23 protein-coding genes are annotated in these 22,291 nt (G+C 61.6%); 11 read left to right on the top strand and 12 right to left on the bottom strand.

The window, feature by feature from the left end:
- Positions 1–14: 14 nt before the first annotated feature.
- Positions 15–893, bottom strand: coding sequence for a 4-hydroxy-tetrahydrodipicolinate synthase (dapA, locus tag BBG20_RS00365; protein WP_065899400.1), 879 nt, complete (start codon positions 891–893; stop codon positions 15–17).
- 273 nt (positions 894–1,166) lie between these two features.
- Here dapA and BBG20_RS00370 point away from each other — a divergent pair, with 273 nt between their 5' ends.
- A complete protein-coding gene (locus tag BBG20_RS00370; RefSeq protein WP_003172487.1) occupies positions 1,167–1,727 on the top strand; it encodes a glycine cleavage system protein R in 561 nt (186 codons plus the stop codon).
- A 12-nt stretch (positions 1,728–1,739) separates the two neighbouring features.
- Entirely contained in the window at positions 1,740–2,213 is a 474-nt protein-coding gene (locus BBG20_RS00375) for a peroxiredoxin (protein WP_025855402.1), read from the top strand.
- Positions 2,214–2,327: 114 nt separating this feature from the next.
- Here BBG20_RS00375 and BBG20_RS00380 read toward each other — a convergent pair whose 3' ends face one another.
- Positions 2,328–3,398 (bottom strand): AI-2E family transporter, encoded by a 1,071-nt coding sequence (locus tag BBG20_RS00380; RefSeq protein WP_065899401.1) that lies wholly within the window; start codon positions 3,396–3,398, stop codon positions 2,328–2,330.
- Between the two features lie 31 nt (positions 3,399–3,429).
- Entirely contained in the window at positions 3,430–3,669 is a 240-nt protein-coding gene (locus BBG20_RS00385) for a sulfurtransferase TusA family protein (RefSeq protein WP_010212198.1), read from the bottom strand.
- Positions 3,670–3,764: 95 nt separating this feature from the next.
- Here BBG20_RS00385 and BBG20_RS00390 point away from each other — a divergent pair, with 95 nt between their 5' ends.
- A complete protein-coding gene (locus tag BBG20_RS00390; protein WP_065899402.1) occupies positions 3,765–5,198 on the top strand; it encodes a M48 family metalloprotease in 1,434 nt (477 codons plus the stop codon).
- 66 nt (positions 5,199–5,264) lie between these two features.
- On the opposite strand, the gene BBG20_RS00395 is transcribed toward BBG20_RS00390, so the two are convergent.
- The 4 genes from BBG20_RS00395 to rpoE all read right to left on the bottom strand — a co-directional run bounded on the left by BBG20_RS00395 (position 5,265) and on the right by rpoE (position 9,113).
- On the bottom strand, positions 5,265–6,701 hold the full coding sequence (locus tag BBG20_RS00395) for a DegQ family serine endoprotease (protein ID WP_065899403.1): 1,437 nt from the start codon (positions 6,699–6,701) through the stop codon (positions 5,265–5,267).
- 234 nt (positions 6,702–6,935) lie between these two features.
- The gene (locus BBG20_RS00400; RefSeq protein WP_065899404.1) at positions 6,936–7,895 is read right to left on the bottom strand and encodes a MucB/RseB C-terminal domain-containing protein; all 960 of its coding nucleotides are present in this window, start codon (positions 7,893–7,895) and stop codon (positions 6,936–6,938) included.
- A 16-nt stretch (positions 7,896–7,911) separates the two neighbouring features.
- Positions 7,912–8,499, bottom strand: coding sequence for a sigma-E factor negative regulatory protein (locus tag BBG20_RS00405; RefSeq protein WP_003172479.1), 588 nt, complete (start codon positions 8,497–8,499; stop codon positions 7,912–7,914).
- A 32-nt stretch (positions 8,500–8,531) separates the two neighbouring features.
- Positions 8,532–9,113 (bottom strand): RNA polymerase sigma factor RpoE, encoded by a 582-nt coding sequence (gene rpoE / locus BBG20_RS00410; RefSeq protein ID WP_003172477.1) that lies wholly within the window; start codon positions 9,111–9,113, stop codon positions 8,532–8,534.
- A 464-nt stretch (positions 9,114–9,577) separates the two neighbouring features.
- On the opposite strand from rpoE, the gene nadB reads away from it, so the two are divergent.
- On the top strand, positions 9,578–11,194 hold the full coding sequence (gene nadB / locus BBG20_RS00415) for an L-aspartate oxidase (protein ID WP_065899405.1): 1,617 nt from the start codon (positions 9,578–9,580) through the stop codon (positions 11,192–11,194).
- On the opposite strand, the gene BBG20_RS00420 is transcribed toward nadB, so the two are convergent.
- Complete coding sequence (locus BBG20_RS00420) at positions 11,163–11,609, bottom strand: protein YgfX (protein ID WP_065899406.1); 447 nt, start codon at positions 11,607–11,609, stop codon at positions 11,163–11,165. The genes nadB and BBG20_RS00420 overlap by 32 nt on opposite strands.
- Positions 11,593–11,847, bottom strand: coding sequence for an FAD assembly factor SdhE (locus tag BBG20_RS00425; protein WP_010563680.1), 255 nt, complete (start codon positions 11,845–11,847; stop codon positions 11,593–11,595). The genes BBG20_RS00420 and BBG20_RS00425 overlap by 17 nt, the downstream gene beginning before the upstream one ends.
- Before the next feature lie 140 nt (positions 11,848–11,987).
- Between BBG20_RS00425 and ygfZ the strand changes: the two genes are divergently transcribed.
- Together ygfZ and BBG20_RS00435 are read left to right on the top strand one after the other, a co-directional pair.
- Positions 11,988–12,929 carry a CAF17-like 4Fe-4S cluster assembly/insertion protein YgfZ gene (ygfZ, locus tag BBG20_RS00430; RefSeq protein ID WP_065899407.1) on the top strand — a complete coding sequence of 314 codons (942 nt, stop codon included), beginning with the start codon at positions 11,988–11,990 and terminating at the stop codon, positions 12,927–12,929.
- A 36-nt stretch (positions 12,930–12,965) separates the two neighbouring features.
- Positions 12,966–13,787: an HDOD domain-containing protein gene (locus BBG20_RS00435; protein ID WP_065899408.1), complete on the top strand. Its 822-nt coding sequence runs from the start codon at positions 12,966–12,968 to the stop codon at positions 13,785–13,787.
- Here BBG20_RS00435 and BBG20_RS00440 read toward each other — a convergent pair whose 3' ends face one another.
- Complete coding sequence (locus tag BBG20_RS00440) at positions 13,788–15,173, bottom strand: sensor histidine kinase (RefSeq protein WP_065899409.1); 1,386 nt, start codon at positions 15,171–15,173, stop codon at positions 13,788–13,790.
- Complete coding sequence (locus BBG20_RS00445; protein WP_010212220.1) at positions 15,166–15,837, bottom strand: response regulator; 672 nt, start codon at positions 15,835–15,837, stop codon at positions 15,166–15,168. The genes BBG20_RS00440 and BBG20_RS00445 overlap by 8 nt, the downstream gene beginning before the upstream one ends.
- A 235-nt stretch (positions 15,838–16,072) precedes the next feature.
- Here BBG20_RS00445 and BBG20_RS00450 point away from each other — a divergent pair, with 235 nt between their 5' ends.
- From BBG20_RS00450 to BBG20_RS00470, 5 genes are all read left to right on the top strand, one after another.
- Entirely contained in the window at positions 16,073–17,365 is a 1,293-nt protein-coding gene (locus tag BBG20_RS00450) for an OprD family porin (RefSeq protein ID WP_065899410.1), read from the top strand.
- Between the two features lie 33 nt (positions 17,366–17,398).
- Positions 17,399–18,382 (top strand): Bug family tripartite tricarboxylate transporter substrate binding protein, encoded by a 984-nt coding sequence (locus BBG20_RS00455; protein WP_065899411.1) that lies wholly within the window; start codon positions 17,399–17,401, stop codon positions 18,380–18,382.
- Between the two features lie 129 nt (positions 18,383–18,511).
- On the top strand, positions 18,512–18,970 hold the full coding sequence (locus tag BBG20_RS00460; protein ID WP_065899412.1) for a tripartite tricarboxylate transporter TctB family protein: 459 nt from the start codon (positions 18,512–18,514) through the stop codon (positions 18,968–18,970).
- A gap of 1 nt (position 18,971) precedes the next feature.
- The gene (locus BBG20_RS00465) at positions 18,972–20,486 is read left to right on the top strand and encodes a tripartite tricarboxylate transporter permease (RefSeq protein ID WP_065899413.1); all 1,515 of its coding nucleotides are present in this window, start codon (positions 18,972–18,974) and stop codon (positions 20,484–20,486) included.
- Positions 20,479–21,507: an AbrB family transcriptional regulator gene (locus BBG20_RS00470; protein ID WP_065899414.1), complete on the top strand. Its 1,029-nt coding sequence runs from the start codon at positions 20,479–20,481 to the stop codon at positions 21,505–21,507. The genes BBG20_RS00465 and BBG20_RS00470 overlap by 8 nt, the downstream gene beginning before the upstream one ends.
- Positions 21,508–21,545: 38 nt before the next feature.
- Here BBG20_RS00470 and ung read toward each other — a convergent pair whose 3' ends face one another.
- Complete coding sequence (gene ung / locus BBG20_RS00475; protein ID WP_065899415.1) at positions 21,546–22,238, bottom strand: uracil-DNA glycosylase; 693 nt, start codon at positions 22,236–22,238, stop codon at positions 21,546–21,548.
- Positions 22,239–22,291 lie beyond the last annotated feature (53 nt).

The raw sequence follows: 22,291 nt of genomic DNA on the forward strand, positions 1-22,291 counted from the left end.
TAGTGCTTCCTCAATTAAACCAGGACGCCGGACTGGCGCAGGGCCTGTCGCAGCGGTTCGTGACAGGCGTCGCTGAGGCGGGTGAGCGGCAGACGGATACCGTCCGGCATCAGGCCCATCTCGAACAGTGCCCATTTCACGGGAATAGGGTTGGATTCGATAAACAGTGTCTTGTTGAGCGGCATCAGCTTCTCGTGGATCGCGCGGGCGGTCACGGCGTCGCCGGCGATGGCGGCGGCGCACATTTCGCTCATGGCACGCGGGGCCACGTTGGCGGTGACCGAGATGTTGCCCTTGCCGCCCAGCAGGATCAGCTCGACAGCAGTGGCGTCGTCACCGGAATACACCAGGAAGTCGCTGCTCACGCCGGCGAGGATGTCCTTGGCGCGCTGCAGGTCGCCGGTGGCTTCCTTGATACCGATGATGTTCGGCACGGTGGACAGGCGGATCACGGTCTCGGCCTTCATGTCGCAGGCAGTGCGGCCGGGTACGTTGTAGAGGATCTGCGGGATGTCCACGGCTTCGGCAATGGTGCGAAAGTGCTGGTACAGGCCTTCCTGGGTCGGCTTGTTGTAGTACGGGGTCACCAGCAGGCAGGCATCGGCGCCGGCCTTCTTGGCGTTCCTGGTCAACTCGATCGCTTCACGCGTCGAGTTGGCGCCCGTACCGGCGATCACGGCAATGCGGCCCGCGACGCGCTTGACCACGAATTCGATCACCTGGATGTGTTCTTCCACATCGAGGGTGGCCGATTCACCTGTGGTGCCGACCGCCACGATGGCGTTGGTGCCTTCTTGCAGGTGGAAGTCCACCAGTTTGCCCAGGCTGTCCCAGTCGAGATGACCTTGTGCATCCATGGGTGTGACCAGTGCCACCATACTGCCCGCAATCATGCAACCGCTCCTGCCGGAAAAAGAGAGCCGTAATGGTACTGGCGCCAAGATGCTTGTACAAGCTAAGTACCGCCTGACGATGCGTTCCGGAGCAACTAAACGACGGGCAATGCCATCATTGGGCCAAAGTACGGCCGCAAGCCCGAGAAAATTCCGCCGTTCACGCAATGAAAACGCCACCTCCTATCCCTTGGCGACGCTTTTCGCTACCCTTCATCCTTTGATCGATACGGCCCTCACAGTATCGACCGCTCATCGTTTTAGGAAGGCTGCATGTCCACCCCCACAGTTCGCGAACAATTCCTTGTTATCAGTGCCCTCGGCGCCAACCCCATGGAGCTGACCAACGTCCTGTGCCGCGCCAGCCATGAAAACCGCTGCGCCGTCGTGACTTCCCGCTTGACCCGCCACGGCGAGTGCAGTGCGCTGGTGCTGCAGATTTCCGGCACCTGGGATGCCCTCGCGCGCCTGGAAACCGGCTTGCCGGGCCTGGCCAAGAAGCACGACTTCACCGTCAACGTGGTGCGCAGCGCGGCCCTGGAGAACCGTCCCCAGGCCCTGCCTTATGTAGCGTACGTGAGCTCGGCCTACCGCTCGGACATCGTCAATGAGCTGTGCCAGTTCTTTATCGACCACAACGTCGAGCTGGAGAACCTCACCTGCGACACTTACCAGGCGCCACAAACCGGCGGCACCATGCTCAACGCCACGTTCACCGTGACCTTGCCGGCCGGCGTGCAGATCAGCTGGTTGCGCGACCAGTTCCTCGACTTTGCCGATGCCTTGAACCTCGACGCACTGATCGAGCCGTGGCGCCCACAGAACCCAATGTAAGGAAGTTTTTTCATGGCGGTAGTCATCGACAAACCCGTAGCCGATTTCGAAGCCCAGGCCACCAGCGGCCAGACCTTCAGCCTTGCCGCTCTCAAGGGCAAGCAGGTAGTGATCTACTTCTACCCGAAGGACAGCACCCCGGGCTGCACCACCGAAGGCCAGGGTTTCCGTGACCAGTACGCGGCATTCAAGGCCGCCAACACCGAGGTGTTTGGCGTGTCACGCGACAGCGTGAAGTCTCACGAAAACTTCAAGGGCAAGCAGGAATTCCCCTTTGAGCTGATCAGCGACAAGGACGAAGCGGTTTGCCAACTGTTTGATGTGATCAAGCTGAAGAAGCTGTACGGCAAGGAATACCTGGGCGTGGATCGCAGCACTTTCCTGATCGATAGCGAAGGTGTGCTGCGCCAGGAATGGCGTGGCGTGAAAGTGCCGGGTCATGTGGATGCGGTGTTGGCGGCGGCGCAGGCTTTGAACAAGGCTTGATTGCTGCTGCGACCTTTGGATTGTCAGCGCCGGCAAGCCGGCTCCTATAGTGGTAACGCATTTCCCTGTAGGAGCCGGCTTGCCGGCGATGGCGCCTTCAATCCCCCGCTACGTTTAAAGCAGCGGTGCCACCACTGGCTCCTGCCGCGGCCACGCATCCAGCACCGCCTTGAACAGCGTCGCCAGGGGAATGGCAAAGAACACGCCCCAGAACCCCCACAGCCCGCCGAACAACAGCACTGCGCAAATGATCGCCACCGGGTGCAGGTTGACCGCCTCCGAGAACAGCAGCGGCACCAGCACGTTGCCATCCAGGGTCTGGATAATGCCGTACACCGCCATCAGGTAGATGAACTGGTCGCTCCAGCCCCACTGGAACAAGGCGATCAACATCACCGGCACCGTCACCACCACCGCACCGACGTACGGCACGACCACCGACACCCCTACCAGCAACGCCAGCAATGCCGCGTAGTTCAGGTCCAGGGCGATAAAGGCGATGTAAGTCACGCCGCCACAGATAATGATCTCGATGACCTTGCCACGGATGTAATTGGCGATCTGGCGGTTCATCTCTTCGGCCACCCGCGTGATCAGCGCCCGCTCGCGCGGCAGGTAGCCGCTCACCCAACGACCGATCATCGCGCGGTCCTTGAGGAAGAAAAACACCAGGATCGGCACCAGCACCAGGTAGATCATGATGTTGACCAGCAACGGCAGGCTGGACAGGGAAAAGGTCAGCGCCCATTGCCCGAATTTTCCGATCTCGCCGCGCGCCGCTTCGATGGCCTGCAACACCTGCTCATCCGAGACCAGGTGCGGGTAACGCTCCGGCAGCAGCAGCAACAGTGATTGCCACTTGGCGAGCATGCCCGGCAGTTCGTTGAACAGGGTAATCAGTTGGTGCCACAGCAACGGCAACACCACCACGATAAACACCACGAGCAAGCCCATGAACAAGGCGAACACCAGGCCCACGGCAGCGCCGCCCGGCAGTCGCAGACGCTCCAGGGTGGTGACCAGGCCCTGCATCAGGTAAGCCAGCACCATCCCCGCCAGTACCGGCGCCAGCATGCCGCCCAAGGTCAGCACGGCCGTAAAGGCCAGGAAAAGCAGGACCGCCAGCACCACCGCTTCTTCGTCGGAGAAGTAGCGCTGGATCCAGTCTCGTAACACTTTGAACATCAATCAACCTCGGGTGGTGGGGGCGAACGGTTCAGGCCTTGCGCAACCAGTAACGGTACACACCGGCGGCGTCTTCTTCATGTAGCAGGGTATGGCCCGCCAACTTGGCAAAGGTACGGAAATCACGCTGGGAGCCCGCGTCGGTCGCGATGACCTTGAGCACTGCGCCACTGGCCAATCGATTGAGCTCCAGCTTGGCCTTGAGCAAGGGCAACGGGCAATTGAGGCCACTGGCATCGAGTTCGGCATCAAAGGCTACAGCGTCGGTCATGGTTTTACTCCAGGCACGCATTCGGGCTGCTTAGAATATCTGGTCCGAAGCTCAGTGTCCGGCTACAGTAAGCTCTTTGTCGAAAGGCTCTGTGCATGACTTTTTTGCGCCCTACCCTGCTGACGCTGGCTTGCCTGCTGGCCTCCCCGGGCTTCGCCGATGACCTGCCGTCACTTGGCGACGCCAGTTCTGCCATTGTCTCGCCACAACAGGAATACCAACTGGGGCGCGCCTGGTTGGCCTATCTGCGCGGCCAGGTCTCGCAGCTCAATGATCCGCAACTCAAGGATTATGTCGAAACCAGCGTGTACAAGCTGGTAGAGACCAGCCAGGTGAATGACCGGCGCCTGGAGTTCATCCTGATCAACAGCCCGCAATTGAACGCCTTTGCCGCACCCGGCGGGATTGTCGGGGTCAACGGCGGCCTGTTTCTCAATGCTCAGACCGAGGGCGAATACGCTTCGGTGCTCGCACACGAATTGGCGCATTTGTCCCAACGCCACTTTGCCCGTGGTGTTGAGGCGCAACAGCGCATGCAGATCCCGATGATGGCGGCCCTGCTGGGCGGCATCATCGCCGCCGCTGCCGGCGCAGGTGATGCGGGGATTGCCGCAATTGCCGGTACCCAGGCCGCTGCGATCCAGGAACAACGGCGCTTCTCGCGCCAGAACGAACAAGAGGCCGACCGCATCGGCATCCTCAACCTGGAAAAAGCCGGTTACGACCCGCGTTCCATGCCGACCATGTTCGAACGCCTGATGCGCCAGTACCGTTTCGATGCCAAGCCGCCTGAATTCCTGCTGACGCACCCGGTCACCGAATCGCGGATCGCCGACACCCGCAACCGCGCCGAGCAAGCCAAGCCCGGCGGCAAGGAAGACAGCCTGCGTTATCAGCTGATTCGCGCCCGTGTGCAGCTGCAATACGAAGATACGTCCGGGCTCGCTGCCAAGCGCTTCCAGGCACAGCTGGATGAGAACCCTAAAAACGACGTGGCACGCTATGGCTTGGCCATCGCCCAGATCAAGGGCTCGCAATTCAAGGAGGCGCGGGAAAACCTCGCGCAGCTGCTGGCCAAGGCGCCCACTGACATCACCTACAACCTGGCCCAGATCCAGTTGGACATCGACAACAACCACCTGCCGGATGCGCAGCAGCGCACCGATAAGATGTTGACCCAGTATCCGGGCAACTATCCGTTGAATCAGGTGAGAGTGGATCTGCTGCTCAAGCAGAACCGCACCGCCGATGCAGAAAAGGCCCTCGACGCATTGCTCAAGTCTCGTCCGGACGATCCGGATGTCTGGTATCAGGTTGCCGAGACGCGCGGCCTGTCCGGCAATATCATCGGCCTGCACCAGGCGCGTGCCGAATACTTTGCCCTGGTGGGCGATTTCCAGCAGGCCATTCAGCAATTGGACTTTGCCAAGCGTCGCGCCGGCAACAATTTCCCGCTGTCGTCACGCATCGATGCGCGCCAACGTGAGCTGATCGAACAGGAACGCCTGGTCAAGGGAATGATGAGCTAAACCCATCGCCCACAAAAAAGCCCCGCCTTCGTCATCCGAAGGCGGGGCTTTTTATTGAGCTGGCGGTTACTCGGCCAGCTTGAAGGTAATGAAGCTGGCACGGCCCTGACGCAGCACGCGCATCGACACCGAGCGATTCTTCGGCAGCGCCTTGGCGATGTCGGTGAACTGCTTGGTAGAGTCAATCGCCTGATTGTTCAGGTGAGTGATCACGTCGCCTGGCTGCAGGCCGATCAAGGCTGCCGGACCATCCTGCACTTCCTTGATGACTACGCCGCTCTTGAGGTCGAAGGATTTCTTCTGCTCATCGGTCAGCTCAGCCACGGCAATACCCAGGCGGTTGCTGCTGCGCTCGGCACCCGGCTTGGTGTTGCCCAGGGCATCCAGCGTTGCACCCTCTTCAGGGATGGCGCCAACCGTCAGCTCAACGGTCTGGCGCTTGCCTTCACGAATCACTTCCAGCTTGGCCTTGCTGCCGGCCTTGAGTGCACCTACCAGGTGTGGAAGGTCAGCCGACATGATGATCGGCTGGCCGTTCATGCTCAGGATCACATCGCCAACCTGCAAGCCACCCTTGGCAGCCGGGCCGTCGTCCTGGATCTGCGCGACCAGGGCACCGGCCGGCTTGTCGAGGCCGAAGGATTCAGCCAGGTCCTTGTTCACTTCCTGGATCACTACGCCCAACCAGCCACGGCTGACCTTGCCACCGCTTTTCAGCTGGTTGGAAACATCCATTGCCACGTCGATCGGGATAGCGAAGGACACGCCCATGAAGCCACCGGAGCGGGTGTAGATCTGCGAGTTGATCCCCACCACTTCGCCCGCCAGGTTGAACAGCGGGCCACCGGAGTTACCCGGGTTGATCGGCACGTCGGTCTGGATGAACGGCACGTAGTTTTCGTTGGGCAGGCTGCGACCAATAGCGCTGACGATACCTTGGGTCACGGTGTGGTCAAAACCGAACGGCGAACCGATGGCGACCACCCACTGACCGGCTTTCAGGTCCTGGGATTTACCCAGCTTCAGCACAGGCAAGTCCTTGCCATCAATCTTCAACAACGCCACATCGGAACGTGGATCAGTCCCCACCAGCTTGGCCTTGAGCTCACTGCGATCGGCCAGGCGCACAAGAATCTCGTCGGCGTCGGCAATCACGTGGTTGTTGGTGAGGATGTAGCCATCCGGCGAGATGATGAAGCCCGACCCCAGGGATTGTGCTTCACGCTGGCCACCGCCGCCACGGGGCGTGCGTGGCTGCGGCATGCCGCGCTCGAAGAACTCGCGCAGCATCGGCGGCAGGCCTTCGAGGTCCGGCATCTGCTGGTTGGAGACTTTGCGATCCGGCAGCTTCTGCGTGGTACTGATGTTCACCACGGCAGGCGAGGCTTGCTCAACCAATTGGGTAAAGTCAGGCAACTCGGCCGCTTGCGCAGGCAAGGCCTGACCCAGCACCAACACCGTGGCGACTATGGATAGGTAAGACTTCAAACGTGGTATCGACATACAGCTCCCGTTACGACGAGCAGGGTTGAGCGACAGGGTTCAAGAAACGCCGAAAACTGCGACCGACATCTTTGTTCCGCGAACAAAACAAGGCCAGAGCCGACAAGCCCTGACCTATAGAAAACATGAGAGATTTTTGCAAGTGAAAATGCTGATCCGGACATTTCATGCTCTCGGCAGCCAACCTGGCGTGGATACACAGTGAAAGGTCAGGATGAACATAGGATTAACGGCTCACGGCTGGGTGACTGGCTTTTTTTCACCGCGCACTGACAGCGCGATACGTTCGGCCGTACCGATAGGAATCTCGCCGACGACCGTCACCATCATTTCGCCGTCCACCGTATTCAGACGACGGGACACGGCCACCGTCGGGCCCAACTGGGTGCGGGTTTCCGTGACGCTTACATCGCTGATGGGCTCAAGAAACACCGAGAACCGCGCCAGGCCATCTTCATACATCAGGCTTTCGACGGTTGCCTTGGTTTGCGTGTCTTTACGCACACTGCTGTTGCTTAGCTGAAACCCCGGCGGCAACCACTCCAGGTGCCACGCCTCGACAGACTGAGCTTGCGGTGCCTGAGTCTTGGCGACGCTGACCGGCGTGCAGTCGCTGCCGGGCTGCAGGTCGTGATCGTCGGGCAGGGAAGTATCCAAGCGCGTGAACTGGAAACGCTCCAGCAATTGGCCCTGATCATTGAGCAGCAAAGACTTGAGCGGCAGCGCGGTTTCACGGTCCAGGTGCAGCTCAAAGCCATAACGGTACTGATCACGCGGCGTTATCGAAACGATTACCGCATTCCGACCGGCCACGCGCGATTTGCCGATGACGGCCAGTTCGTAGAATTGATTGAGTTTTTGCGGATCCAGCGCGCGTGAAGGTGCATCACGCGAATTGCCAAGGCCTGCGACCAGGGTGCCGCTGACACATTGAGTACGGCCGTCCAGCCGCACGACTTCCTGGGCAGAGCCATCGAGCTGCAAGAGCCGCTCACGGACCTGACCATCCTGGACGCGATGCCAGATGTCATGGGTGGAAAAACTGCCGTTACGTTCGTAGACAAACGTACCTTTAAAGCTTTGCTGCTGCTCTGCACGCCCAAGTCGAGTCAGCCAGTCTTGGGCTTCATCGGCATGGGCGGGGAGTGCAAACCAACCACTGAGCAAAAGCGTAAGGAGCGGTATGGCGCGCATAGGGCTCCTTGACGGTTTAGCGGTTTTCCAGGCTTGCAGCACGTGCATATGGCAGAGCGCTTTCAGTGCCTTTCAAGGCCGATTCCTGTGCGTGCTGGCGCAGGTAGCCTGGAAGACGCTGGTCCTGCCAGCCGGATTGCCCTTGCAACACACCGTTGGCCATAGGGCCGGTGGTGTCAGAGCTTTCCTTGTAGCCGGCCAATACCGCTGGGCCTTTGACTTGCGGACCGGCCATGACCGGTTGCTGAGTCTGCTGGGCCAGTTCGGCACCGGCGATTTCGTCCTGGTTGTACAGGCGAACACCGGCCAACACGGCAACAGTCACCGAGGCAGCAACTGCCAGGCGACCCAGGCTACGCCAAGGACCACGAGCAGCTTTTGCCGGAACGGCTTCATCAGCCAGCGCGGCAGAAACGGCCGCAGCAATATCCAGACGAGGGATTAGAAGATCCTTGTGCATCACCGCCCGAGCGACTTGGTAACGAGACCAGGTATCACGGGTTTCGGCATCATCAAATGCGTTGAGCACTCGACGAAGTTCCAGTTCATCCGCTTCGTTATCCATCACTGCGGACAGCGATTCCTGCAGGGCATCACGACTCATGGCGGTTCCTCTCTTGGCTGTCGCCGCTGTCTTTAGTTTTCCTGCAACAACGGTTGCAAGGCTTTATCGATGGCTTCCCGGGCCCGGAAAATCCGTGACCTTACAGTCCCCACCGGACACTGCATGACGCTCGCAATGTCTTCGTAACTCAGACCATCGAATTCACGTAAAGTTAACGCCGTACGTAAATCTTCTGGCAGTTGCTGAATTGTGCGATGAACGGTTCCTTCGATCTCGTCGCGCAGCAATGCACGCTCCGGCGACTCGAGATCTTTGAGGCCGTGGTCACCATCGTAAAATTCTGCATCTTCTGAACTTACATCACTATCCGGTGGGCGGCGCCCGCGAGACACCAGATAGTTCTTCGCCGTGTTGATGGCGATGCGATATAGCCACGTGTAAAACGCACTATCACCGCGAAAATTGCCAAGTGCACGGTACGCCTTGATAAAGGCTTCCTGTGCAACGTCCTGCGCTTCATGGGTGTCGTGCACAAACCGCACGATCAACCCGAGAATTTTGTGCTGGTATTTCAGCACTAGCAGATCAAAAGCTCGCTTGTCGCCGCGTTGAACGCGCTCGACCAGCTGCTGATCCTCTTCCTGGGTTAGCATGAACACTCCTCGTTGTACTTGAAGGAGGCTTGCATAACTAAACGATCAGGCTTGCAAACATAGACTCGGACTTTTCGCAAAAGTTCTCCCCCTCCAAGCAAGTTTCCGGCATGCACTGATTTGGCACACACGAAAAACGCAGCACGGGCAATGCCGACTGCGCGAATAATCTTGTCGTCGGTTTTCTGACGCGTCCAATGCTCCCGACGGGCCAATAAACTCAACGTTTTCCCAGCTTTCGGGCAACCTGCTATTGAGTCGGGGCTTATGCAAAAAGTTCCCATCTCAATAACCAGCCGATTTTAACCCGAGCCGCGCACCGTAATCTCACATTGCCACGAATGCCCGGCTATTGTGCCGCTCCCCCCCTCTATATACTAGTGGCCCGTGTGACCCTTTGATTCGCCGATCCGGGCGTCCTGTTTGCGCCAACCCTGTGGATCGCTTTTTGCGGAATCCTTCAAATGAGCCAACAGTTTCAACACGATGTGCTGGTGATCGGTAGCGGCGCGGCCGGCTTGAGCCTTGCGCTGACCCTCCCCCGCCACCTGCGAATTGCCGTACTGAGCAAAGGCGACCTGGCCAACGGTTCGACTTTCTGGGCCCAGGGCGGTGTCGCCGCCGTGCTGGACGACACCGATACGGTGCAGTCCCACGTCGAAGACACCCTCAACGCCGGCGGTGGCTTGTGCAATGAGGACGCGGTGCGCTTCACCGTCGAGCACAGCCGCGAGGCGATCCAGTGGCTGATCGACCAAGGCGTGCCCTTCACCCGTGACGAGCACGCGGGCACTGACGACGGCGGCTTCGAATTCCACTTGACCCGTGAAGGCGGCCACAGCCATCGCCGCATCATCCACGCCGCCGATGCAACCGGCGCGGCCATCTTCAAGACCTTGCTCGAACAGGCGCGCCAACGCCCCAACATCGAATTGCTGGAGCAACGCGTCGCCGTCGACCTGATCACCGAAAAGCGCCTGGGCCTGGCGGGCGAACGCTGCCTCGGCGCCTACGTGCTCAACCGCGCCAGCGGCGAGGTCGACACCTATGGTGCGCGCTTCACGATCCTGGCGTCCGGCGGTGCAGCCAAGGTCTACCTCTATACCAGCAACCCCGACGGCGCCTGTGGCGACGGCATCGCCATGGCCTGGCGTTCAGGTTGCCGGGTGGCCAACCTGGAATTCAACCAGTTCCACCCCACCTGCCTGTATCACCCTCAAGCCAAGAGTTTCCTGATCACCGAGGCCCTGCGTGGCGAAGGTGCACACTTGAAACTGCCGAACGGCGAACGTTTCATGCAGCGCTTCGACCCGCGCGCCGAGTTGGCCCCGCGCGATATCGTCGCCCGCGCCATCGACCACGAGATGAAGCGCCTGGGCATCGACTGCGTCTACCTGGACATCAGCCACAAGCCCGAAGCCTTCATCAAGACGCACTTCCCCACCGTCTACGAGCGCTGCCTGGCCTTCAACATCGACATCACCAAAGGCCCGATCCCGGTGGTACCCGCCGCGCACTACACCTGCGGCGGCGTGATGGTCGACCAGCAAGGCCGTACGGACGTGCCCGGCCTGTATGCGATTGGCGAAACCAGCTTCACCGGCCTGCACGGCGCCAACCGCATGGCCAGCAACTCGCTGCTCGAATGCTTCGTCTACGCCCGCTCGGCGGCGGCGGACATTCTCGAACAGCTGCCGCGTATCCCGGTGCCAGCCGCCCTGCCCCGCTGGGATGCCAGCCAGGTCACCGATTCGGACGAAGACGTGATCATTGCCCACAACTGGGACGAGCTGCGGCGCTTCATGTGGGACTACGTGGGTATCGTGCGCACCAACAAACGCCTGGCACGCGCTCAGCACCGGGTGCGGTTGCTGCTGGATGAGATTGATGAGTTCTACAGCAACTATAAGGTCAGCCGTGACCTGATCGAATTGCGCAACCTGGCCCAGGTGGCGGAGCTGATGATCCGCTCAGCCATGGAGCGCAAGGAGAGCCGGGGCCTGCATTACACCCTCGACTACCCGCAGATGCTGCCCGAGGCGCGCGACACTATTCTGGTGCCAACCACCTACGCCGGCTGAACTTCAGGCGAACCCGCAGGTGCCGGTGTATATCGGCGGCCTGCGAATCCCTCGGCACGCAGAGGGAACGCACGCGCCATTGGCCCTTCAGCCGATAGCGCAGCACCACGATCAGCGGCAACGCCAGGCTGTCGGGACGCAATTGCACACTCTGCCAGCCCAGCTCGTCGCTGAATAACTGCCAGCCGTCTTCGTCACGGCGCAGGCCACGAATCGACGAACGGTGAGTCAACAGGATATGGCGCGGTAAAACCCAGGCGGCGTGAGCCAGGCACACCAGCATGCCCAGACTGGCGAACGGTAGATCCACCACCAACAGGGCACCCAAGGCGAACGCCTGGGCAAGAAGATACGCCGCCAGCAAGAGCCGCGAGGCCTGCCAGCGGCATTCAAAACGATTACTTGGGTTGTACACGGTCCAGAATCATGCGGACCATGCGCTGCAGCTCCGGGTCTTCCGACTCGGCACGCTCCATGAACCAGCCGAACATGTCCTGGTCTTCGCACTCCAGCAGGCGGACATAGACATTGCGATCCACCTCATTAAGGGTTGAATAGACCTCTCTGACGAATGGCACCAGCAACACGTCCAGTTCAAGCATGCCGCGACGGCTGTGCCAGTAGAGGCGATTGAGTTCTACATCTTCGACCATGGAGCGCTCCTCAAATAGAGCGCGAGTATACAGGCCGAACGGCACCGGAACAGTCGGCTTTGGTCGCCCCATACGGAAACTATCCATTTGCCGGGCGCCCCTCTATGATGCACCCATGACTTTTTGACCTGCGATGACCCATGGCTGACTCTGCTTTCTTCTGCCCCCTGTCCCACGAAGGCGTTCTTGCCGTCCGTGGTTCCGACGCTGCCAAATTCCTGCAGGGCCAACTGACCTGCAACCTCAATTACCTGAGCGACACGCAGGCCAGCCTCGGCGCGCGCTGTACGCAAAAAGGCCGGATGCAATCGAGTTTTCGCATTGTATTGCAAGGTGACGGCGTGCTGCTGGCGATGGCCACCGAGTTGCTGGAGCCGCAACTGGCGGACCTGAAGAAATACGCCGTGTTCTCCAAATCCAAGCTCACCGACGAAAGCGCCGCCTGGGTGCGTTTCGGCCTGGCCGAAGCCGATCAGGCCCTTGCCAGCCTGGGTCTGGAACTGCCGGCCGACACCGACAGTGTTGCCCGCACCGACCACTTGATCGCCATTCGCGTGTCGCCCGGCCGCAGTGAACTCTGGGTCCCCGCCGAGCATGCCGATGCCGTGCGCAGCCAATTGGCTACTCAATTGAAACAAGCAGACTTGAATGAATGGCTGCTGGGCCAGGTCCGCGCCGGGATCGGCCAGGTCATGCCCCAGACGCGCGAGCTGTTCATACCGCAGATGCTCAACCTGCAAGCCGTGGGCGGCGTCAGCTTCAAGAAAGGCTGCTACACCGGCCAGGAAATCGTCGCGCGCATGCAGTACCTGGGCAAACTCAAGCGCCGCCTGTACCGCTTGAGCCTCAATGCGGCGCAAATGCCCGAGCCAGGCACCCCGCTGTTTTCCCCCAGCCACAACAGCGCCATTGGCGAGGTGGTGATTGCGGCAAAAGCGGACCAGGTGATTGAACTTCTGGCCGTGTTGCAAGCCGAAGCAGCCGATAGTGGCGATGTGCATCTTGGCACCCTGGAAGGCCCCGGTTTACAGCTGCTCGACCTGCCTTACCAACTCGACCGTGATCGAGAGATCCAGCGTTAGTCGCCGTACCTTTTTGCAACACCCTAGAGATCATGAATGAACAAGCTGGCGGAAAAAGTCCAACAGGCGTTGGTGACGGCCATCGACAACGATGACCTGGTTCTGCCGACATTGCCGGAAGTCGCCCTGAACATCCGTCAGGCCGCCGAAGACCCGGACATCAGCATCAGCCACTTGAGCAAGGTAATCGGTCGTGACACCGCGCTGTCGGCGCGCCTGATCAAAGTGGTGAACAGCCCGCTGTTGCGCGCGACCCAGGAAGTCACCGACCTGCACACCGCCATCACGCGGCTGGGCACCAACTACAGCAGCAACCTGGCCATCGGCCTGGTGATGGAACAGATCTTCCACGCCCGGTCCGAAGCCGTCGAACAGAAGATGCGCGATGTATGGCGCCGCAGCCTGGAAGTGGCCGGCGTGAGTTACGCCTTGTGCCGTAGCCACAGCCTGCTCAAGCCCGACCAGGCAGCCCTCGGCGGCCTGGTGCACCAGATCGGCGTACTGCCGATCCTGACCTACGCCGAAGACCACTACGAGCTGCTCTCGGACCCGGTCAGCCTCAACCACGTGATCGACAGCATCCACCCACTGCTCGGCGACAAACTGCTCGGTGGCTGGGACTTCCCGGAAATGCTGGCGAAGTTGCCGGGACAATATTTGAACCTGGAGCGCGACTCCGCCAGCCTCGACTACATCGACCTGGTGCAGATCGCCGTGCTGTATTGCCATCGCGGCACCGATCACCCGTTGGCAAGCGTACCGGTGTCCACCCTGCCGGCGATCAAGAAGCTGCGCGTCGACCCCTACAGTGACAGCTTGCGCGCGGAACTGGATGAAGCGCGCTCGATGTTCTATTGATCAACCGGCGATAAAACTCACGCGCACCTTCAACCCCGCCAGCTCGCCATCATGCAGGCTGATCTGCGCCAGATGCGCGCGGCAGATTTCGCCGACGATCGCCAGCCCCAGGCCTGAACCCATGCCCTGCTGGCTGCGTCGGTAGAAGCGTTCGAACACTCGGTCGCGCTCATCCAGCGGGATACCCGGGCCATCATCCTCCACTTCCAGTACCGCCGGCGCCGTCACCCGCAGGATCACGTTGCCGCCGGGCGGCGTGTGCGCCAGGGCGTTGTCCACCAGGTTACTCAGCAACTCGTTGAGCAGGGTAGGCTCGCCGCGCAGCCACACCGGCTCGTCGGCCTCCAAGGCCAGCGCCACGCCGCGGGCATGCGCCAGCGGCGCCATGGCCATGCCCAGCTCACGGGCGAGCTGGCTGAGGTCGAGCAACTGCGCGCCGCCTTCGGCAATCGCCCGCGCGCCGTTCTCGATACGCGCCAGGGACAGCAATTGGTTGGCCAGGTGGGTCAGGCGGTCCGTGCCCTGGGCCGCGGTTTCCAGGGTGCTGCGCCAGGTCGCCGGGGCGTCGCTGCGCAGCCCCAGCTCCAGCCGTGCCTTGAGCGCCGCCAGCGGGGTGCGCAGTTCGTGGGCCGCATCGGCGATGAACTGCGCCTGGCGCTCGAACTGGCCGCGCAGGCGCTCGGTGAAGTGGTTGAGGGAACGCACCAGCGGGCCGAACTCATGTTGCACCTCCACCAACGGCAGTGGCCGCAAATCGTCGGGCTGGCGCTCTTCCACCGCCGTGCGCAGGCGCTCCAGCGGGCGCAGTGCCGCACTGACGGCAAACCACACCAGCAACAAGGCGCCGATGGCGAGCATGCCCAGGCGCAGCAAGGTGTCGGCCATCAGGCTGCGGGCCATGCTCACACGCGCTTCATCGGTTTCGGCCACGCGGATTTCCGCCATGCCGTTCATGTTCGGTTCGGACACCGCCTTGAGCAGGCTGACCACCCGCACCGGCTGGCCCAGATACACGGCGTCATAGAAGCGCGCCAGTGCCGGGTAATCATCGGTGCGCGGCGTGCCCGGCGGCGGGCCGGGCAGGTTTTCGTAGCCGGAGATCAGCTTTTGGTCGATGTCATTGACCTGGTAATAGATGCGCCCGGCGCTGTCGTAGGCGAACGTATCCAGGGCGACGTAAGGCACATTGGCACTGAGGGTGCCGTCCACCTGGGTCAGGCCCGCGGCGATGGTGCGGGCCGAGGCCAACAGGGTGCGGTCATAGGCGGTATCGGCGGCCTCGCGGCCATTCCAGTAAGCGCTCATGCCGCTGGCCAGCATCAGCAGCACCAGCAACAGCGCCAGGTTCCACAGCAGGCGCCAGCGCAGGCTGCTGGGCTTATGCATCGCGCGCTTCCAGCAGGTAGCCGAGACCGCGAAAGGTCACAATGGCGATAGGCTGGCCGTCGAGTTTCTTGCGCAGGCGATGTACGTAGATTTCGATGGCATCCGGGCTCGCCTCTTCGTCCAGGCCGAACACCTGCGAGGCGAGTTGCTCTTTGCTCATCACCCTGCCCGGTCGCGCGATCAGTGCTTCAAGCACCGCTTGCTCACGGGAGGTCAGGGTCATCAGCTCGCCGCCGACCGTGAAGCGGCGCGTGTCGAGGTCATAGACCAGCACACCACAGGCCTGCTGGCGCTCGCCGCCCAGCACGCTGCGCCGCAGCAGCGCCTTGACCCGCGCCTCCAGTTCCGTCAGTTCGAACGGCTTGGCCAAATAGTCGTCAGCGCCGAGGTTCAGGCCATGCACGCGGTCTTTCACATCGCTGCGCGCGGTCAACATCAACACCGGCAGGTTTTTTCCACGGGCGCGCAACCGCGCCAGCACTTCGAAGCCGTCCATGCGCGGCAGGCCCACGTCGAGGATCGCCGCCGCGTATTCCTCGCTGCTCAAGGCCAGGTCCGCGGCCACGCCATCGTGCAACACATCGACAGTCAAACCCGTGCTCTTGAGCGCCTGGGCGACGCTTTCAGCGAGCTGCAGATGGTCTTCAACCAGGAGGACACGCATGGACTTCTACCTCGTTCGGGCATGGCCGACGCCACGCTTTGCGGGGCAGTTTACAGGCGCCGCCTGGCCTGTGAAGCCCGAAAACATTGAAAGACAACTGAAAGGTTAGTGAAAGCTTCGCCCTTTAGCATCCAGCCACGGTGGGTCATGCCCATCGAGCTACCTGATCCGTAGCGCTCGAAAAACGCCTCGAAGCGTTTTCGCCAAAATAAGAACAATAACGGAGTACCCAACGATGCTGTCGACACAGCCCCAGGCTTGCCCGCCTGTTCGTTCTTCTCGCCTGACCCACACCGCCCTTGCCAGTGCCGCTGCCCTCGCCGGCTTTGCGCCGCTCAGCCAGGCTGCCTTCTTCGAAGACAGCAGCGCGACCCTGGAAACCCGAAACATGTACTTCAACCGCGACTTTCGCGACGGCACAAGTGCGCAGCAATCCAAGCGCGACGAATGGGCCCAGGGGTTCATGCTCAACCTGCAATCGGGCTACACCGACGGCACCGTCGGCTTTGGCGTGGATGCGTTGGGCATGCTCGGGGTCAAGCTCGACTCCAGCCCCGACCGCACCGGCACCGGCCTGCTGCCGACCCATGACGATGGCCGCGCCGCCAACGAGTACTCCAAGCTGGGCCTGACCGGCAAAGTGAAAATCTCTGCCACCGAGTTGAAGATCGGGGCGCTGATCCCTGAACTGCCGATCCTCAAGCCCAACGACGGGCGCATCCTGCCGCAGACCTTCAACGGCGGTCTGCTGACCTCCAAGGAATTCAAGAACCTGGTGTTCACCGCTGGCCGGCTCGACAAGGCCAAGGACCGCGACGACACCAACTACGAGGACATCGCCCTCAATAACAAGAACAGCCGCTTCCTCAGTGGCGCCACCGGCAAGCACTTCAACTTTGGCGGTGCCGACTACAAGTTCGCCGACAAGATCACCGGCAGCTACCACTTCGCCCAGCTCGATGATGTCTACCGCCAGCACTTCCTCGGCCTGGTCGCTGCGCGCCCGATGGGCCCCGGGACCTTCGCCACCGACCTGCGCCTGGCGATCAGCGATGACACCGGCAGTGCCCGTGGCGGCAAGATCGACAACCAATCCCTCAACGGCCTGTTCAGCTATGCGCTCAATGGCCATAAGCTCAGCGCCGGTTATCAGCACATGTCCGGTGACAGCGCCTTCCCGTATGTGGATGGCAGCGATCCGTACCTGGTCAACTTCGTGCAGATCAACGATTTCGCCGGCGCTGAAGAGCGCTCCTGGCAAGCCCGTTACGACTACGACTTCGCCAAACTGGGGATTCCCGGCCTGAGCTTCATGAGCCGTTACCTCTCGGGTGACAACATCAAGCTCAAGAACGGCGAGACCGGCAAGGAGTGGGAACGCAACAGCGAGATCCGCTACGTGGTGCAAAGCGGCACGTTCAAGGATGTGTCGGTGCGCCTGCGCAACGCGACTTATCGTTCCAACTATTCAGCCCGTGACGCGGATGAAATGCGCCTGCTGGTCAGCTATAGCGTCGCGCTTTGGTAGTAACAACTCATAACAACAAAGACGGAGATCATCATGACCCCTTCACTGCGTAAATTGGCCCTCGCCGCCGGCTGCATGTTGTTCGCCGGCCAACTGCTGGCCGCCGACGAGCCCAAGCGCCCGGAATGCATCGCGCCGGCCTCTCCTGGCGGCGGTTTTGACCTGACCTGCAAACTGGCGCAAAGCGCGCTGGTCAATGAAAAGCTGCTGAGCAAGCCGATGCGCGTGACCTACATGCCTGGCGGCGTGGGCGCGGTGGCCTACAACGCGGTGGTCGCGCAGCGCCCGGCGGACGCCGGCACCCTGGTGGCCTGGTCCAGTGGCTCGCTGCTGAACCTGGCCCAGGGCAAGTTCGGTCGCTTCGATGAGAGCGCCGTGCGCTGGCTGGCAGCGGTCGGCACCAGCTACGGGGCCATCGCGGTGAAAGCCGATTCGCCCTACAAGACCCTCGACGATCTGGTCAAAGCCTTGAAGAAAGATCCGGGCAGCGTCGTGATCGGCTCCGGCGGTACCGTCGGCAGCCAGGACTGGATGCAAACCGCGCTGATCGCCAAGGCCGCCGGGATCAACCCGCGTGAGCTGCGTTATGTGGCCCTCGAGGGCGGCGGTGAAATCGCCACCGCGCTGCTCGGTGGGCATATCCAGGTGGGCAGTACCGACATCTCCGACTCCATGCCGCACATTCTCAGCGGTGACATGCGCCTGCTCGCGGTGTTCTCCGAACAGCGCCTGGACGAGCCGGAAATGAAGAATATTCCGACCGCCAAGGAGCAAGGCTACGACATCGTCTGGCCGGTGGTGCGCGGCTTCTACCTCGGGCCGAAAGTCAGCGATGCCGACTACGCCTGGTGGAAGGATGCCTTCGACAAACTGCTGGCCTCCGACGAGTTCGCCAAGCTGCGTGACCAGCGCGAGCTGTTCCCGTTCGCCATGACCGGCCCGGAGCTGGACACCTACGTGAAGAAGCAGGTGGCTGACTACAAAGTGCTGGCCAAAGAGTTCGGCCTGATCCAGTAATCGCCCCTCTGTGGGAGCGGGCTTGCCCGCGAAGAACGTCAACGACGACGCGTGCTGCTCGACACACGCGGCGTCCGTGCATTTTTCGCGAGCAGTTTCGCGCCTGCAAAAGTGGCCCAGGAGTTTCCTATGCTCTTACAACGCATTTTCGCCTCGGTGATGTTGCTGGTCTGTGCCGGCCTCGCCTTGATGGCGTGGCCGTATCAGGCGGCATTTTCCTACGAGCCGGTCGGCCCTCGCGCCTACCCGCTGCTGATGCTCGGGCTGATGAGCCTGGGGCTGATCTACATGCTGTTTCGCCCACAGCCGACCAAGCACACCGAGGAAGAACCCGCGCTGGACCGCCAGACCCTGATCAAGATCGGCGTCTGCGTGGCCCTGCTGATTGTGTTTGCCGGCACCTTCGAACCACTGGGTTTCATCCTCAGCAGCATGCTGATCGGCATCCCCATGGCGCGCCTGTATGGCGGCCGCTGGTTGCCCAGCGTGGTGATCGTCAGCCTGATGGCCATTGGTCTTTATCTGCTGTTCGATAAAGCCATGGATGTTCCGCTGCCCCTCGGCCTGCTCGACGTTCTGGAGAACTGACATGGATACTTTTGGCTATTTGGGCCAGGGCTTCGGCGTTGCGCTGTCCCCCTACAACCTGGTGACCGCGCTGTGCGGCACCTTGATCGGCACCGTGGTCGGCCTGTTGCCGGGCTTGGGCCCGATCAACGGCGTGGCGTTGTTGATCCCGATCGCTTTCGCGCTGGGCCTGCCGCCGGAATCGGCGCTGATCCTGCTCGCCGCGGTGTACCTGGGTTGCGAATACGGCGGCCGTATCAGCTCGATCCTGCTGAACATCCCGGGCGAAGCGTCCACCGTGATGACCACCCTCGACGGCTACCCGATGGCCCGCAAAGGCCTGGCCGGTGTGGCACTGTCGTTGTCGGCATGGAGTTCGTTCATCGGCGCGTTTATCGCCACCTGCGGCATGGTGCTGTTTGCACCGCTGCTGGCCAAATGGGCGATTGCCTTCGGTCCGGCGGAGTATTTCGTGCTGATGGTGTTCGCGATTGTCTGCCTGGGCGGCATGGCCGGCGACAAACCGCTGAAGACCTTCGTTGCGGCGCTGATCGGCCTGTTTCTCTCGGCGGTGGGCATTGATGCCAACAGCGGCGTCTACCGTTTTACCGGCGATAACATCCACCTGACCGACGGCATCCAGTTCGTCGTGCTGGTGCTGGGCTTGTTCTCCATCAGCGAGATCCTGTTGTTGCTGGAAAAAACCCACCGTGGCCAGGAAGCAGTCAAGGCCACCGGACGGATGATGTTCAACCTGAAGGAAGCGTCTGCGGTGTTTGTAGTAAACATCCGCTGCGGCCTGCTCGGTTTCATCATGGGCGTACTGCCAGGTGCCGGCGCGACCTTGGCCTCGGCCGTGGCCTACATGACCGAGAAACGCCTGGCCGGTGCCAGCGGCAAATTTGGCCAGGGCGACATGCGCGGCCTGGCCGCCCCGGAAACCGCGATCGGCGCTTCCGCCTGCGGCGCGCTGGTGCCGATGCTGACCCTGGGTGTGCCGGGTTCGGGCACCACGGCGGTGATGATAGGCGCCTTGTCGTTGTACAACATCACGCCGGGCCCGCTGCTGTTCCAACAGCAACCGGACATCGTCTGGGGCCTGATCGCCTCGTTGTTCATCGCCAACATCATGCTGGTGATCCTCAACATTCCGATGATCCGCATTTTCACGCGCATCCTCGCCGTGCCGAACTGGGCGCTGGTGCCGGTGATCGCGATCATCACCGCGATTGGTGTGTACGCGGTCCACGCCACCACCTTCGACCTGTTCCTGATGGTTGGCATCGGCATCTTCGGCTACATCCTGCGCAAGCTGGACTTCCCGCTGTCGCCGGTACTGCTGGGCTTTATCCTCGGTGGCCTGATGGAGCAAAACCTGCGCCGCGCGCTGTCGATCTCCAACGGTGCGCTGGACATCCTCTGGTCGAGCCCGATCACCTTCGGTGTGTGGGTACTGACGGCGCTGATGCTGGCCTTCCCACTGGTGCGCATCTACCGCAAACGTGCCCTGCAGCGTCGTGCCGTGGCTGATGTCTGAGGTCACCTTCAAGCAATGGTGGGGAACACCGCTGGTCGGCCTGGCCGGCGGTTACCTGGCCAGCCTGGTTGGCTGGCCGTTGCCGTACATGGTCGGCTCGTTACTGGCGATCATCCTGGTGCGGTGCCTCACGCCGTGGCAATTGGCGGAAATTCCCGGCGGGCGCAAATGCGGCCAATGGGTGGTGGGGATCGGCATCGGCCTGCACTTCACCCCGGTGGTGATCGAGCAGGTGATGAGCCACTTCGGCCTGATCTTCTTCGGCGCGCTGGTCACCAGCCTGTCGAGCATCGTCGGCGTGTGGTTGATGCGCCGCAGTGGCGAAGACCGCGCCACCGCGTTTTTCTCGAGCATGCCGGGCGGCTCCGGAGAGATGGTCAACCTCGGCGCACGCAATGGCGCGGTGCTCAGTCGGGTCGCGGCGGGGCAGAGTTTGCGCGTGCTGGTGGTGGTGCTGTGCGTGCCGGCAATCTTCAAGTACCTGCTTGAAGGCGGCGCGCCGCAGTTTCATCCGGCGCCGGTCAGTTGGGCATGGCTGGCGTTGTTGTTTCCGCTCGGGGCGTTGGTGGCCTGGGGATGGCAACGCTTGCGCCAGCCGAACCCGTGGCTGTTCGGCCCGTTGCTGGTGAGTGCGACGGCCAGCGTGGTGTGGGACCTGCATATCGGCCTGCCGGACGGCGGCAGCCAGGTGGGCCAATGGCTGATCGGCAGCGGCCTGGGTTGCCACTTCAACCGTCAGTTTTTTCGCCGCGCGCCGTCGTTCATGGGCCGCACCTTGATCGGCACGGCCCTGACCATGGCGCTGGCGACGTTGGCGGCAGTGGGCTTGAGCGCCTTGACCCATTTGGACCTGCGCTCATTGACCCTGGGCATGATGCCCGGCGGCATTGCCGAAATGAGCCTCACGGCCGAGACCCTGCAACTGTCGGTGCCGTTGGTGACGGCAATGCAGGTGATGCGCTTGCTGTTTGTGCTGTTCCTGGCGGAGCCGCTGTTCCGGCACTGGAACCGCCGTGTCTAGGCGCCGGCTTGCCGGCGCCTGCAGTGGGGTGGCGAGGGTTAGAGCGGTGGCAACCGCCATTCAATCGGCGTCTCGCCATTTTGCTCAAGAAACTTGTTGGTGCGGCTGAAATGCCCGCAGCCCAGAAACCCGCGATACGCCGACAACGGCGACGGGTGCACTGAGGTCAGCACCAAGTGCTTGGTGGCATCGACCAGCTTCTGCTTGCCCTGGGCATGCGCGCCCCACAGCAGGAACACCAAGTGCGGCTGGTGTTCGCTGACCACTTCGATAATCCGGTCGGTAAAGAACTGCCAGCCCTTGCCCGCATGGGCATTGGCGTTGGCGCGCTCCACCGTCATGGTGGTGTTGAGCAGCAACACGCCCTGGTCGGCCCAGCTCTGCAGGCAGCCGTGGTTGGGGATGTCGATGTTCAGGTCGCGCTTGAGCTCTTTGTAGATATTGACCAACGACGGTGGCGTCGGCACGCCCGGCTGCACCGAGAAGCACAAACCATGAGCCTGGCCGGGACCGTGGTACGGGTCCTGGCCGAGGATCACCACCTTGACCTTGTCCAGCGGGGTTGAATTGAGCGCGTTGAAAATCAGCGGGCCAGGTGGATAGATCTCTTTGCCGGCGGCATGTTCCTGGCGCAGGAACTCGCGCAACTCGGCCATGTAGGGCTTCTCGAACTCATCGCGCAGGGCGTGTTTCCAGCTGGGTTCGAGTTTGATACGGTCGCCTTCGGTCATGGTGTGGTCGTCGCCTGAAAAAGAATGGGCGAACCCTAGGAAAGCCGACCCCG

Source organism: Pseudomonas aylmerensis (assembly GCF_001702265.1).
Taxonomy (GTDB): Bacteria; Pseudomonadota; Gammaproteobacteria; order Pseudomonadales; family Pseudomonadaceae; genus Aquipseudomonas; species Aquipseudomonas aylmerensis.